This is a genomic window from Actinomadura sp. 6K520 (assembly GCF_004349245.1).
Classification (GTDB): Bacteria; Actinomycetota; Actinomycetes; order Streptosporangiales; family Streptosporangiaceae; genus Spirillospora.
On the sequence record NZ_SMLC01000177.1, the window covers coordinates 1 to 14,037 of the forward strand.

The 14,037-nt window shown below is 73.6% G+C and carries 14 protein-coding genes; 4 read left to right on the forward strand and 10 right to left on the reverse strand.

Going from position 1 to position 14,037, the window contains the following annotated elements; translation table 11 throughout:
- The first annotated feature begins 200 nt into the window (after positions 1-200).
- From E1289_RS30965 to E1289_RS30975, 3 genes are all read left to right on the forward strand, one after another.
- Complete coding sequence (locus tag E1289_RS30965; RefSeq protein WP_131986543.1) at positions 201-782, forward strand: DUF5998 family protein; 582 nt, start codon at positions 201-203, stop codon at positions 780-782.
- 64 nt (positions 783-846) lie between these two features.
- On the forward strand, positions 847-1,992 hold the full coding sequence (locus E1289_RS30970; RefSeq protein ID WP_131986545.1) for a nucleotide pyrophosphatase/phosphodiesterase family protein: 1,146 nt from the start codon (positions 847-849) through the stop codon (positions 1,990-1,992).
- Between the two features lie 84 nt (positions 1,993-2,076).
- The gene (locus tag E1289_RS30975; protein ID WP_207929263.1) at positions 2,077-2,907 is read left to right on the forward strand and encodes a sulfurtransferase; all 831 of its coding nucleotides are present in this window, start codon (positions 2,077-2,079) and stop codon (positions 2,905-2,907) included.
- Positions 2,908-2,924: 17 nt separating this feature from the next.
- Here the strand turns inward: E1289_RS30975 and E1289_RS30980 are convergent, their stop codons facing one another.
- From E1289_RS30980 to E1289_RS30995, 4 genes are all read right to left on the reverse strand, one after another.
- Positions 2,925-5,435 (reverse strand): CHAT domain-containing protein, encoded by a 2,511-nt coding sequence (locus tag E1289_RS30980; RefSeq protein WP_243713261.1) that lies wholly within the window; start codon positions 5,433-5,435, stop codon positions 2,925-2,927.
- Positions 5,432-5,881: a hypothetical protein gene (locus E1289_RS30985; RefSeq protein WP_131986549.1), complete on the reverse strand. Its 450-nt coding sequence runs from the start codon at positions 5,879-5,881 to the stop codon at positions 5,432-5,434. Before E1289_RS30985 ends, E1289_RS30980 begins: the two co-directional genes overlap by 4 nt.
- Positions 5,878-6,405, reverse strand: a complete 528-nt coding sequence (locus E1289_RS30990) for a sigma-70 family RNA polymerase sigma factor (protein ID WP_243713262.1) — start codon at positions 6,403-6,405, stop codon at positions 5,878-5,880. The genes E1289_RS30985 and E1289_RS30990 overlap by 4 nt, the downstream gene beginning before the upstream one ends.
- A 97-nt stretch (positions 6,406-6,502) precedes the next feature.
- Complete coding sequence (locus E1289_RS30995) at positions 6,503-7,681, reverse strand: S8/S53 family peptidase (protein ID WP_131986553.1); 1,179 nt, start codon at positions 7,679-7,681, stop codon at positions 6,503-6,505.
- Positions 7,682-7,972: 291 nt separating this feature from the next.
- On the opposite strand from E1289_RS30995, the gene E1289_RS31000 reads away from it, so the two are divergent.
- On the forward strand, positions 7,973-8,467 hold the full coding sequence (locus E1289_RS31000; protein WP_131986555.1) for a DUF3145 domain-containing protein: 495 nt from the start codon (positions 7,973-7,975) through the stop codon (positions 8,465-8,467).
- A 324-nt stretch (positions 8,468-8,791) separates the two neighbouring features.
- Here E1289_RS31000 and E1289_RS31005 read toward each other — a convergent pair whose 3' ends face one another.
- The 6 genes from E1289_RS31005 to E1289_RS31030 all read right to left on the reverse strand — a co-directional run.
- On the reverse strand, positions 8,792-10,099 hold the full coding sequence (locus tag E1289_RS31005; RefSeq protein WP_131986557.1) for a beta-ketoacyl-[acyl-carrier-protein] synthase family protein: 1,308 nt from the start codon (positions 10,097-10,099) through the stop codon (positions 8,792-8,794).
- Between the two features lie 88 nt (positions 10,100-10,187).
- The gene (locus tag E1289_RS31010; RefSeq protein WP_131877390.1) at positions 10,188-10,439 is read right to left on the reverse strand and encodes an acyl carrier protein; all 252 of its coding nucleotides are present in this window, start codon (positions 10,437-10,439) and stop codon (positions 10,188-10,190) included.
- 57 nt (positions 10,440-10,496) lie between these two features.
- Complete coding sequence (locus E1289_RS31015) at positions 10,497-11,465, reverse strand: beta-ketoacyl-ACP synthase III (RefSeq protein ID WP_131986559.1); 969 nt, start codon at positions 11,463-11,465, stop codon at positions 10,497-10,499.
- Positions 11,462-12,382 (reverse strand): ACP S-malonyltransferase, encoded by a 921-nt coding sequence (locus E1289_RS31020; protein WP_131986561.1) that lies wholly within the window; start codon positions 12,380-12,382, stop codon positions 11,462-11,464. The genes E1289_RS31015 and E1289_RS31020 overlap by 4 nt, the downstream gene beginning before the upstream one ends.
- Positions 12,383-12,479: 97 nt before the next feature.
- The gene (locus E1289_RS31025; RefSeq protein WP_243713263.1) at positions 12,480-13,649 is read right to left on the reverse strand and encodes a helix-turn-helix domain-containing protein; all 1,170 of its coding nucleotides are present in this window, start codon (positions 13,647-13,649) and stop codon (positions 12,480-12,482) included.
- Between the two features lie 55 nt (positions 13,650-13,704).
- A partial coding sequence (locus tag E1289_RS31030) for an alpha/beta hydrolase (RefSeq protein ID WP_243713264.1) occupies positions 13,705-14,037 on the reverse strand: 333 nt, incomplete at its 5' end.

The following is a 14,037-nucleotide window of genomic DNA, read 5'->3' on the forward strand; positions in this document are numbered from 1 at the left end:
GGACGGTCCGGGCGGCGGCTCGGTGGGCGGTACCAGCGGTTCGGGGGCGGGCGCCGGGTCCGGCGTGGGCGGCGGAACCGGCTTCGGAGTCGGAAGCGGCTTCTCGTGCATGCCGACCACGTACCCCCTGATCGCGGGAATGACCGCGCGCTCCGGTCAGTCATGTGCGCGTCCGGCCCTGGACAGGGCAGGATGGGTCCATGAGGGAAACCCGAGCGACGGTGAGCGGTCTGCGCACGGCGATCGAGCGCAGCGGTTACTACCCGGCCCTGGTCGCGGACGCGGTCGAGTCGGCCGTTGGGGACGAGCCCGTCGTCGCCTACGTGGTCCACCATGAGGCGACGTTCGACCCCGCGATGGAGGTGCGGCGCCACGTGACCGTGCTCGTCCTGTCGGCGAGCCGGCTGCTGGTGTGCCACACCGACGAGCATCCGCCGGGCGAGGGCATGGCCCGGCCGCACGCCTCCACGACGACCGAGGCCGTCAAGCTGGAACGCGTCCAGTCGGTCGCGGTGACGCGGGTCGTCCCGGACCCGGCGTCGTACGTGCCGGGGGTGCCGCCGACCGAGGTCGTGCTGACCATCGGCTGGGGCGCCATCGCGCACGTCGACCTCGAACCCGCGACCTGCGGCGACGAGAACTGCGAGGCCGACCACGGCTACACCGGCAGCGTCACGGCCGACGATCTGTCCCTGCGGGTGAGCGAGGCGGCCGACGGCGCCGAGGCCGTCGGCCAGGTGCTGGCGTTCGCCGCGGAGCTGTCCGCCGCGACCGCGAGCTGACGCCGAGCCGATCGACCCCGCGCCGACCCCGAGCCGATCGACCCCCCGTGACCGGAGCGAACGAGTGACCGAAACGAACCTCCCGGCCGAGACGAGCGGGGAGGCGCCCGCCCCGCGGTACGGGGCGGGCGCCCTCGCCGATCTGCCGTCCTCGGTGCTGGCGGCGCTCGGCGTCCCCGAGGCCGCCGACGTCCTGGAGCTGCCCGCGCTGCCGCGCGCCTGCGTCCTGCTGGTCGACGGCCTCGGCTGGCAGCAGCTCAGGGCCCACCCGGACGAGGCGCCGTTCCTGAACGCGCTGGCCGGCCGCCCGATCACGTCCGGATTCCCGGCCACGACGGTGACCAGCCTGACCTCGCTGGGGACGGGCGCCGTGCCCGGCGCGCACGGGATGCTCGGCCTGCAGGTGGCGGTGCCCGGCACCGACCGGCTGCTCAACTGCCTCCACTGGACCGACGACGACCCCGACCCGGAGACGTTCCAGCCCCTCCCGACCGTGTACGAGCGGGCGGCGGCGGACGGTGTCGAGACCGCGTACGTCTCGCTCCACCAGTACCGGAGGACGGGGCTCAGCCGCGCCACCACCCGCGGAGCCCGGTACATGAGCGCCGAGAGCCTCGGCCAGCTCGTCGGGCGGATCGAGACGGCGCTGCGCCGCGGCGACCGCGCGTACGTCACCGCGTACCACGCCGACCTCGACGCGACCGGCCACCGGTTCGGTGTCGGCTCCCGCGACTGGCGGCACCAGCTGCGGTTCGTGGACGTCCTCGTCCAGGAGATCGCGGCCGTCCTGCCGCCCGGGACGGCGCTTTACGTCACGGCCGACCACGGCATGGTCGACCCCACCGAACGCGTCGACTTCGACACCGTGCCCGAGCTGCAGGAAGGGGTCGCCCTCCTCGGCGGGGACGCCCGCGCTCGGTACGTCTACAGCGAGCCGGGCGCCCACGACGACGTCCTCGCCGCCTGGACGGCCGTGCTGGGCGACAGGGCGTGGGTCGTGTCGCGCGAGCAGGCCGTGGCGGACGGCTGGTTCGGCCCGATGGGCCCCGGGATGCTGGAGCGCGTCGGTGACGTCGTCGCGGTGCCGCACGCCGATCTCGCGATCGTGGCGTCCGAACGCGAACCGTGGCTGGACCGGATGGTCGGCATGCACGGCTCGCTCGTCCCCGCCGAGCAGCTCGTGCCGCTGCTCACCACGTCCCGGCCCTGACCCCGCGACCCCGCGGTAGGACGAATTGCGATGAACCGGATTTCGCCTCTCCCTAATCCGGGCGACGGCGGTCAAACTGGCGGTGTGCACCCTCTCATCGAAGTGCCCGCGTTGGACCGGCTGCTCCGGCGGCGGACGCCCGTGGTCCTGCTGGACGCCCGATGGCATCTGGCGGGACCGCCGGGGATCGAGTCCTACCGCAAGGGGCACCTGCCCGGCGCCGTCTTCGTCGACCTCGACCGCGACGTGGCCGGACCGCCCGGGCCCGGCGGCCGTCATCCCCTGCCCGAGCCCGTCGCGTTCGAGGCGGCCATGCGCCGCGCGGGCGTCTCGGAGGACACCCTCGTCGTGGTCTACGACGACGCCGACTCCACGGCCGCCGCGCGTGTCTGGTGGTCCCTGCGGTACTTCGGCCACGAGCGGGTCCGCGTCCTGGACGGCGGCTACCGCGCCTGGACGGAGGCGGGCCGCCCGGTGAGCACCGAGGAACCCGACGTCAAGCCGGGCGATTTCACCGCACGCCCGGGGCGGCTGCCCGTCCTGGACGCGGAGGGCGCCGCCGAGCTGGCGACGGCCGGTGTCCTGCTGGACGCCCGCGCCGCCGAGCGGTACCGGGGCGAGCAGGAGCCCGTCGACCCCGTCGCCGGGCACATACCGGGCGCCCGCAACGCCCCGACGTCCGGCAACGTCGGCGTGGACGGCCGGTTCCTGCCGCCCGGGCTGCTGCGCGAGCGGTTCGCCAAGCTCGGCGCCACCGACGCTCTCGACGTCGGCGCCTACTGCGGCTCCGGCGTGACGGCCGCCCACGAGATCCTCGCCCTCAACCTCGCCGGGATCCCCGCCGCCCTCTACGTGGGCTCCTGGTCGAACTGGGTGACGGACCCGTCCAACCCGGTGGCGACCGGAGAGAACTGACCAGCCCCGCACGTCGGTCAGCCGGCGCCGAGGCACAGGAACCCGGTCACTCCATGGGGCCGGGGGATGTCCGCCAGGGCCTGGGCGGGGGAGCGGCCGGTGGCGACGGCGGTGTGGAAGGCGGCCATGAAGGCCGGTGTCGCCTCGTCGCGGACCGGGGTGACGGCGGCGACGACGGTGGCGGTGCCGAGGGCGAGGAGGGCGCCCGCCATGCCGAGTACGGCGTCGCCCTCGGCGGCGCGGCCGATGTCGCACGCCGACAGGACGATCATGCGCGGCGGGGCGGCCACCTCGTCCAGGTCGTGCACCACCAGGGGGCCGTCGGCGAGACGCAGGCGCGAGAACAGGGGATTGCCCTCGCGGAACTCGCCGTGGGCGGCGATGTGGACGAGGGCGGCGCCGTCCAGGGCGTCCCTGACTTGTTCCGCGCGCGCGTCAGGACCCTCTAGGACGATCGCCTGCGGGTGGAGGCGCTGCAGAGCGGCGATCTCGCGTTCGGCGTGATCGAGGTCGGGGCCTGCCACGAGCACGGCATGCCCGTCCGTGGGCTTGGGCTCGCGGGCATGCAGCCAGGCGCCGACGGACGGGACGACCATGAACGGACGTCCCGTCAGTGATGGGAGCACCGTCCAAGGCAGGCCATGCAGCGTCCCCGTCGGAGCGATGACGAGTTCACGGTCGCCGATGTGGCGGCTAAGCGGGGCGAACACGAGATTGTCGAGCCGCCGGGCCGCGTCGGTGAGCGCCGAGAGCGGCTCGGGGGCGTCCTCCGCGGCGAGGCGGCGGACGGCGAAGCGGATCAGGCCGGTCTCCCGGAGGGCGTCGCCGCTCGGCCCGAGATGATGTCGGCGGGCCTCACCTTCGGCGATGGTCACGGCGTGCAGCTCCGGACCGATCTTGATGATCTCGACGAGGGCTCGTCCGCCGAGGGCGGCGGCGACCTCCTCGATGCCCGGGAAGTCGTGCGGGGACGCACCGGACGGGCGGCGGCGCGTCCGCGCGCGGATCTCCGCCTCCAACTCGGCCACGCCCTCCGGCGGCGCCGACGGGTCACTCCCGGCGATCCCCGCCGTGTGCTCGACGCTGAGGACGCGCAAGGTGGTCAGCGCCGCGGCGCGTTCGGGGTCCCGCGGAGGTCGGACCCGGGCCGGGCGCGCGATCATCCGCCGCCGTTCCTCGACGGCGAGCAGCTCCGGCGCCGAGTCGGCCAGCCCGAGCCCGAGGTCCGACAGCTCGCCGGCGAGTCCCGCCGCGCGGGCCCGCAGGTCCAGCGCACCGAGCGCCTCCGCGTGCTCCTCGGTCACCTGGAGCCCGGCTTTGACCGCCTCGACCGCGCCCGCATGGTCGGACCGTGCGGCGCGTTCGAGCGCGACGGCGTGCCAGCCCGCGATCTGGGCCTGCACAGAGCCGCGCGAACGTTCGACGGCGGAGAGCAGATGCCCCGACGGCCTGCCCAGCGACAGCGCCACGCGGGCGGCGACGATGCGGGCCTCGTCGGCTGCGTCGGCCCAGCCGCCGTCTTCCAGCCGGGCGGCCGTGGCCTCCGCCGAGCGCAGCAGTACGGCCGAGCGCTCCCCGCACGCCCAGCGGGCCCTGAGCAGCACGTGCTCGGCCAGAAGCATCCATCCCGTTCGCTCCTGCCCGGCGAACAGGGCGCGTGCGCGTTCGGCCGCGTCTGTGCAGCGTTCGGGATTGGCGTCGGCCAGCTCGGCGTGCGCGAGAAGGAGGTAGCCATCCGCGATGTCGCACCCGTAGCCGTTCGCCGTCGCGGCGTCCAGGGCGGCGGTGAGGACGGGACGGGCCTCGCCCGGCAAGCCCGCCATGATGAGGGTCTCCGCCTGGTCGAACCGGCACTGCGCCAGGCGTTCCCCGGTCAGGTGCGGCTCGGCCTCGGCGAAGAGCCGAAGCGCGCGCGGAACGTCCCCACGGCGCGACACCACGAACGCCAGATTCCCCTTGGCCATCGCCGTCTGGTGATGTAACCCAGCGGCCTCGCCCACGGCGACGGCCTCCGCCAGATCACTTTCTGCCGCGTCCAGGTCGCCGCGGAACGTCCGGGCAAGACCGAGGTTGGTGAGCAGGCCGTTGAGGACGGCGGGATCATGCCCTTCCCGCAGCCGAGGCAGGGTCTGGACGGCCAGTTCATGCGCTTCGTCCAGTCGCCCTGCCCGCGCCAGCGCGCAAGCCTTGTTGGCCGCCAGGCGGTCTGCGTCCTCGCCCTGCAGAACGGCCTCCGCCTGGCGTGCGTGGGCGAGCGCCTCGGTGAGCTCACCGCGCGCGGTGAGCAGGCCGACCAGGTTCATCCGCACCTGGGCCGCCCGGTAGCCGTCGCCGCGCGCCAGCTCCAACGCCCGGTGCAGGAAGCCGAGCCCCTCGTCCAGGCGCCCCAGTTCCTTCGCGGCAAGCCCGGCGACCCGCAGCGCGAGCACGCCGCCGCCGCGTTCGAGCAGGGCGAGCGCCCGTACGAACGCCGTCGCCGGGTCGGTGGCCGCGAGCCGGAGGAGCGCGCGCTCGTCCGGCCCGGTCACAGCCGCACCCAGCTCGTCACGATCGACGTGCCGTCGTCCAGCCGGAGCAGGAGGCTCACCAGGCCCTCGGGGACGCGCGGAACCCAGAACAGCCCCGCGGCCTCCGCGCGGACCTCGACCCCGTCCGGCGGAAGATCCCGGTGCCGGACCCGGACGGCGCCGGACGACGGCGGGACGAGCCGCCCGGTGATCTCCCGGTCCCGGCCGAACTCCGCCACTTCGATCTCCACCGTCGCGCCGGGGCAGGTGAACGTCAGCACCCGTCCCGGCCCGCCGCGGACTCCGGCCGCCGCCCGCGCGCCACGGTCCTGTACCGGTTCCGCCAGCGTCGCGGAAGGCGTCCGCCAGGCGATGGACGCGCGGGCCGCGGCCAGGACGCCCTCCGGCAGCGGGTCCAGCGTCTCGAAGGCGTGCCGCACACCCGCCATCAGCTCGTCGTCGTTCATGGGACGAGCCTCCGCAGCGCCTCCAGGCACCGCGCCCGCGTCGGCCCGACGCTGCCGAGGGGAATGCCCAGGGCGGCGGCCAGCTCGGCGTGACTCGGCGCGAGCGCGAACAGCCGCAGCAGCGTCCGGCAGCGGTGCGGCAGCGACTCCAGCGCCGCCCCCACCAGCCCCAGGCGCTCTCTGCCGAGGACCACCCGGTCCGGTTCCGGCTCCGGCGCCCGCGGCGCGGGCACCAGCGGCCGGTCGCGGCCACGCCGGCGCACCAGCCGCAGGCTCTCGTGCCGCGCCGTGGTCGCCAGCCAGGACCCCGTCGCGGACGGGTCGCGCAACCCGTCGATACGCTCCACCAGCCGCAGCCAGGTCGTCTGCACCACGTCACCGGAATCGGCGTCGTTCAGCCCGTGCGAGCGGGCGATCGACCACAGCAGCGCGCTGTGCCGCTCGACCAGCCGGGCCCACGCGGCGCCGTCGCCGTCGCGTGCCCGGATCACCAGCTCGTCCGTGCCATCGTCCAAATGGGCCACCGAAGTCTCCTCCTGAGGCCCCCCGCTGGCGTTGACTCTATGCCATGTCGGCATGACTCTGCGTAGGAAACTCGCATATCGGCGGCCGCCCGGCCCGTCAGGGGCCGACGACCACGCCGAGGCCGGGCAGGGACGGGTTCGCCTCCGGATCGAGGACGCGGTCCGCCGCCTCGTCCGCGCCGATGCCCTCCGCCGCCGCGAGCCCGGCTATCCGTCCCGCCACCACCGGCGCCGCGAACGACGTGCCGCTCCACGTCGCGTAGCCCTGGAAATCATCCGGATCGGTGCCGCCGCTGGCCGGCCGCGTCCCGTTGAACCGGACGAAGGTGCTGGTCACGTCCACGCCCTGGGCGCACGCGTCCACCCACCGCCCGTGGTTGGAGAACCAGGCGCGGTCGCCGCCGTCCAGCGCCGCGACGCCGACCACCGGCTCCGCCGCGGCGGGCCAGAACGGCCGGTCGCCGGCGGTGTTGCCCGCGCACGCCACCACGACCGTCCGGCGGCCGAGCGCGGCGAGGGCGCGCGCCATCACCGGCGAGGGCCGGTCGTCGTAGGTGTGGCAGCCGAGGGAGATGTTCACGACATCGGCGTGCCGCCGCTCGGCGAGCCATTCCAACGCGCGGATCACGTCGAGTTCGTCGCCGACCCCGTCACCGCCGATCACCCGCCGGGCCAGCAGCCGCGCGCCGGGCGCGTGCCGCAGCACCACGCCCGCGACGAACGTCCCGTGCCCGGCCTGCGCGTCGAGGTCGCAGTCCAGATCGGCGTCCAGGACCTCCCGGACCTCGTCGCGCTGCTCCCGGAACCACTCCGCGTCCTCGTACCAGGGGTGCGGCGACAGGCCGGTGTCCAGGATCGCGACCGTCACGTCCCGCCGCGCCGCGGCGGCCCGCGGCGCGGCGACGGGCGCGGCCGGACGCGGCAGATCCGCCGGCCCGCTCCACCACATCGGCTGCCCGTGCACGAGATGGTTCGGCGACACGCTCAGGCCGCGGCGCCGCGCGTTCCCGCCCACGCCGTCCCCGGCCAGCCGGCTCGCGAGCTCGCAGACGTCCACCTTCGCCGCCGCGCGCAGCCGCAGCCGCGTGACCGCGCGCCCGTCGTGCCGCGAGTCGCACCACCGCCGCACGGCGGCCTCCGCGTCCCCGGCGTCCCGCCCGGCGACGAGGATCTCGTCCCGGCGGACCATCGCCGCACGCCCCGGTACCGGCTCCACCACCACCGCGTCCGGGTGCCGCGCCAGCACCCGCTCCACCCGCGCCTGCTGATCGAACATCGGCCGTCCTCCACTCATGGTGCCGAACCAGACACTCTAAGTGGCCGAGATCGCGACCGCAGGCGGCCGCACCGCGTTGCGCGCTTGCCCCTCCGGGCGGCCCCCGCGGGGGCTAGGGTTGTCGGGCGGTGCCCGTGAACGTTGTGCATCCTGCGGTCAAGCGTTCAACAAACGCCTGACTCACGGTGGTGCGACACGGGCCGATGATGCACAATGAGGGACGCGGACGCCGACTTGGGACGTACGAGGCCGTAGGGGAAGACGAGCCTCGGTACAGATCCAGGAGGTCCGGTGACCGCACGTGGCGTTTTCTACGTCCACTCCGCGCCGCCTGCGCTGAGCCCGCACATCGAGTGGGCCGCCGCAGGTGTTCTCGGTGTGCCCGTTTCCCTTGAGTGGGCCGATCAGGCGGCCGCGCCGGGAACGCTGCGCGCCGAGCTCCATTGGGAGGGCAGGCCGGGCACCGCCGCGGGGATCACCTCGGCGCTGCGCAATTGGAAGCTCGTGCGGTTCGAGGCCACCGAGGACCCCACCCCCGGCACCGACGGCGTCCGCTTCAGCTTCACCCCGTCCCTCGGCGTCTTCAGCGGCATCATCGGCGCCAACGGCGACATCATGATCCCCGAAGACCGCCTCCGCGCCGTCATGGCCAACGCCGCCGTAGGCAAGATCACCCTTGAGAACGAGCTGGAACGCCTGCTCGGCACCCCATGGGACAACGAACTCGAACCCTTCCGCCGCGCCGGCGACGGCGCCCCGGTCCGCTGGCTCCACGCCGCTGTGTAGATTTGCATTGCCCTTGGCGGTCAGGCCCTGGAGGGCCTTCCCTTCGGCGGGCAATGCGGTGCGATCGCTGCATCGCTCCGGCTCGCCTTGCGGCTCGCTGCGCGATCAGGTTTCTCGCAGGCTCGAAACCTGCCTTCGGACGCGATCGCGAACGTTGGGGTTGTTGCGGGGTTGGGGTGTCGGCTGGGGTTTGCGGGTAGCGGGGGTGCGTGGTGGTGCGGTGGCTCGCCTGCGGGTCGCCGCGTGGGGTGGTTTCTTGTGGGCTCGGAACCTGGTTGTGGGTATGGGAACGGCCCGGCGGGTGCCGGGCCGTTTCTTAGGGTTTTAGAGGGCTCGTTGGAAGGCCACTGAGACGTTGTGGCCGCCGAAGCCGAAGGAGTTGTTCAGGGCTGCGGCGGGGCCGTCCGGGATCTTGCGGGGTTCGTCGCGGACGATGTCCAGGTCCACCTCGTCGTCCACGTCTTCGAGGTTGGCCACGAAGGGGATGAGGCCCTCCTTCAGGGCCAGGACGGTGAAGACCGACTCCAGGGCGCCGGCGCCGCCCAGCAGGTGGCCGGTCATCGACTTGGTGGCGGTGATGGCCGCCTGGGCGGCGGCCTCCTCGCCGAGGCCCGCCTTGATCGAGGCCAGCTCGGCGACGTCGCCGGCCGGGGTCGAGGTGGCGTGGGCGTTGATGTGGATGATGTCGGCTGCCTCCAGGCCCGCGTCCTTGAGGGCGCGCTGCATCGCCTTGGCCTGGCCGGAGCCGCTCGGGTCGGGCAGCACGATGTCGTAGGCGTCGCCGGAGTAGCCGCAGCCGGCCGCGATGCCGTTGATCTGCGCGCCGCGGGCGCGGGCGTGCTCCTCCGATTCGAGGATCATCACGGCGGCGCCCTCGCCGAGCACGAACCCGTCGCGGTTCTTGTCGTAGGGGCGGGACGCGCGCTCCGGCTCGTCGTTGCGGGTCGACATCGCGCGCATGGCACCGAACGAGGCCATCTGCAGGGGGTGGATGCAGGACTCGGTGCCGCCGCAGATCACCACGTCGGCGCGGCCCGCGCGGATCATGTCGATGGCGTAGCCGACGGCCTCGCCGCTGGACGCGCAGGCGCTGACCAGGGCGTGCGAGCCGGCCATCGCGCCGAACTCGATGCCGACGTGCCCGGACGCGCCGTTCGGCATCAGCATCGGGACGGTGAAGGGCGAGACGCGCGACCAGCCCTTCTCCTTGTACACGTCATAGCTGTTCAGTGCGGTGTGCAGGCCGCCGATGCCGCTGGAGAACACGACGCCGAGCCGCTCGCCGTCCACGGCGTAGCCGCCCTCGACGCCGGAGTGCTCCTCCGGCTTCTTGGCCTTGCGCGAGGCGGGCGGGGCGAACCCGGCGTCCGTCCACGCCTCGCGTGCGGCGATCAGCGCGATCGCCTGGTTGCGGTCCAGCCGGCGCAGGGTCTGCTTCGGCATGACCTCCGACGGGTCGACCTTGAGCGTCCCGGCGAACCTGACGGGCAGGTCCTCGACGCCCTCCCAGTCCAGTTTCCGGACACCGGACTCTCCGGCGAGCAGGGCGGACCAGGTCGACGGGAGGTCTCCGCCGAGTGGGGTCGTTGCACCGAGACCGGTCACGACGACTCTGGTCTGGCTCTGGCTCATAACTGGTGCTCCTTGCGGACTGTGGGGGTGCGGACCGGCGCGCCGCCGCCCGGTTCCGGCCGGTGCGGCGGCGCGCCGTCCCCGAGATTCAGCTCTGCAGGTTCTGGACGAAGTTGATGACGTCCTTGACGGTCTTCAGGTTGCGCAGCTCGTCGTCGGGGATCTCGACGCCGAACTGGTCCTGCGCGGCAACGGCGATCTCCACCATCGACAGCGAGTCGATGTCGAGGTCGTCGATGAAGTTCTTGTCGGGGGTGACCTCCGACTTGTCGATCCCGACGATGTCATCGATGATCTCGGCGAGGCCGTCCAGGATCTGCTGTTCGGTGGCGACTGCCATGGTTTCTGCTTTCTCCTTCGGTGGGTTGGTCCAGAGCCTGCGGGCAGGCGTGACGGCCTACGGGATCTGGATGACTTGGGCAGCGTAGGACAGCCCGGCACCGAATCCGACCAGGAGGGCCGGTGCGCCGGACGGCACGTCGCCGCGTTCGATCATTCGGGACAGGGCCAGCGGGATCGAGGCCGCCGAGGTGTTGCCGGAGTGCTTGATGTCGTCGGCCACCACGGCGTTGGTGGCCTTCAGCTTGCGGGCGATCGTCTCGATGATCCGCAGGTTGGCCTGGTGCGGGACGACGGCGGCGAGGTCCTGCGGGCTGATCCCGGCGCGCTCGCACGCCTCGGCCGCGACCGGGGCGATCGCGGTGGTCGCCCAGCGGAACACCGCCTGGCCCTCCTGCCGGATGGAGGAGTGCCGGTCGTCGATGATGATTTTGTCGTACTTGTCGCCGGCGCTGCCCCACACGACCGGGCCGATGCCGGGGGAGTCGCTGGCGGTCACGACCGCGGCGCCCGCCCCGTCGGCGAAGATGATGCAGGTGGAGCGGTCGGTCCAGTCGACCCACTGGGACATCTTCTCCGCGCCGATGACGAGCACGCTGCGGGCGCTGCCGGCGCGGACCGCGGCGCTCGCGGTGGCGAGGGCGTAACAGAAGCCGGCGCAGGCGGCGTTGAGGTCGAACGCGCCGGGCGCGTCGATGCCGAGCCGGTGCGCGACCTGCGCGGCGTGCCCCGGCATCGGCGACTCGGCCGAGCAGGTCGCCAGGATGACCAGGTCGATGTCGGACGGGGAGAGCCCGCTGCCCGCCAGGGCCTTGCCGCCCGCGTGGACGCCGAGCTCGACGATGCCCTCGTCGTCGCCGGCGATGCGGCGCTCGGCGATGCCGACGCGGCTGCGGATCCACTCGTCGTCGGTGTCGACGGTCCGCGCGAGGTCGTCGTTGGTGACGACGCGGGCGGGCCGGTAGTCGCCGAACGCGAGGACGCGGGCGCCGGACGCCGCCTCGGGAATGGTGAGGGCCGCGGTCATGACGTGTGCGCCTTGACCAGGTCACGGGCCTTGTCCAGGTCCGCGGGGGTCTTGAGGGCGACGAGCTCGACGCCCTTCAGCTCGCGGCGGGCGAGGCCGGCCAGCGTCCCGGCGGGCGGCAGCTCGATGATCGCGGTGACGCCGATCTCCCGCATCGTGTCCATGCAGGCGTCCCAGCGGACGGGCGCGCTGACCTGCTCGACGAGCCGGTCGACGAAGTCGGCCCCGGACTCGACGACGGCGCCGTCGCGGTTCTGCAGCAGCCGCGTCCGCGGGTCGGCGACGGGCACGCCGGGCGCGAGGCGGCGCAGGGTGCCGACGGCGGGCGCCATGTGCTCGGTGTGGAACGCCCCGGCGACCGACAGGGCGCGCAGCCGCGCCTTCGCGGGCGGCTCCTCGGCGAACTCGGCGAGGCGCTCCTTCGTCCCGGCGGCGACGATCTGGCCGGCGCCGTTCACGTTGGCGGGTGTGAGGCCGTGCTTGTCGATGGACGCCAGGACCTCGTCGGCGTCGCCGCCGAGGACCGCGGTCATCCCGGTCTCGGTGACGGCGGCGGCCTCGGCCATCGCCCGGCCCCGCTCCCGGACGAGGACCAGCGCGGACTCGGGGGACAGCACCCCCGCGACCGCGGCGGCGGCCAGCTCGCCGACGCTGTGCCCGGCGACGGCGTCCGGCCCCCGGTCATCGCCCTCGTAGAGGGCCTCGTAGGCGGCGAGCGCGGCGGCGACCAGCAGCGGCTGCGCCACGGCGGTGTCGCGGATCTCCTCGGCGTCGGCCTCCGTCCCGTAGCGCACCAGGTCGAGACCCGTGACGGCCGACCACCAGGCGAGGCGGTCGGCGACTCCGGGTATCTCAAGCCATGGCTGCAGGAAGCCGGGGGTCTGGGCGCCCTGGCCGGGCGATGCGAGGAGAATCACGGCCACCAGCCTGCCGCCAACCACCCTGCGCCCACGATGCGGAACAGCACGAAGTTTGGTCGAGACCCTTTGTAAGACCCCTACAAGACCGCGGTCATCAGCGGGTTTGGAACCGTCCCAGTACCAGGGCGATGCGGAGGGTGAACGCGTTGCGGCCGTCCGTGGGGGCGAGGCCGGTCAGCTCGCTGACGCGGCGGAGCCGGTAGCGGACCGTGTTGGGGTGCACGAACAGCAGCCGCGCGGTCGCCTCCAGCGATGAGCCCTGTTCGAGGTAGGTGGTGAGCGTGTCGAGGAGCGGGGCGCCCGCGGCGAGCATCGGGTTGTAGACGTTCTCCACCAGGTGGCGGCGGGCGTCGTCGTCGCCGTCGAGGGCGCGCTCGGGCAGCAGCTCGGTCGCCAGGACGGGACGCGGCGCGTCCGGCCAGCCGGCGGCGGCGCGGAGCCCGGCCACGGCGGCCTGCGCCGAACGGGTGGAGTCGTACAGGTCGCTGACCTGCGGGCCGACGACGACCGGGCCGGGGCCGCACTTCGCGGCGATCGGGCGGGCGGCCTCCAGGGAATCGGTGTCGCCGCCCATGATGACGATGACCCGGCGCCCTTGGACGCCCGCCAGCACGTCGGCACGCGCGCGGCGTGCGGCGATCTGCATCTGGTCGATGGTGACCTCGGGCTCCTCGTCCTCTGGCGTGAACCCCGCGATGACCGTGACGGGCTTGGACGTCCACCCGAGGGCGGCGGCCCAGGAGTGCATCCCGTCGTCGACCTCACCGCGCAGCACCGCGTTGACGACGAGTGCCTCCAGGCGCGCGTCCCACGCGGCGCGCGTCTCGGCGGCACGTGCGTAGACCTGGGCGGCGCCGAACGCGACGTCCCGCGTGTAGCGCAGGATCGCCTCGCGGAGCTGGGCTTCGCCGCCGGGGGCGGCCAGCTCGCTCAGCCGGGTCTCCACCACGTCGATGATGACGCGGATCATGTCGATCGTGTGGTGCAGCTTGATGGCGCGGAGGAGCTCGCGGGGCGCGGTGCCGAACACCTCCCCGGCGATGGCCGGGCGGGTCGCCTCGTTGTTCTTGAACCACTCGACGAACGCGGCGATGCCGGCCTGGGCGACCAGACCGATCCAGGAGCGCTGGTCGGGCGGCATCCGCCGGAACCAGGGGAGGTGCTCCTCCATGCTGTTGAGGGCCGCGGTGCCGAACGTGCCCATGGCCTTCTCCAGGCGCTGGGTGGTCTGCTCGCGGATTTCGGCGTCGGTCGCGGTGTCCACCACCCCAGAGTGCCACCAAGGCGGCGGTGAACCGTCCTCAAGTGAGTGATCCGTGTCAGCGCGGAGTGACATCGGAGGTCCGTCCGAGCGCGATGCCGGTGAGGTTGCGGAGGGACGCCGAGCCCGGTTCGAGGTAGTCGCTGTGGCCGGCGCCCCCCGCGTCGAAGACCCGCGCGCCGAACGAGGGCGAGACCGGGTCGGGGCCGAGGCCGAGCCCGAAGATGCGGACGTGCGGGATGTCCTCCGTCCAGTCGGTGCTTCCCCGTCCCGCCCATACGCGGGCGGTGCCGCTGAGCTTCGCGGCCGACCACGCGGTCGTCCCGGGGCTGCCGTAGAGGGCGATGTCGGTGACCTCCCGCCCGCCGCTCCCGTCGGCGTTCATCACCCA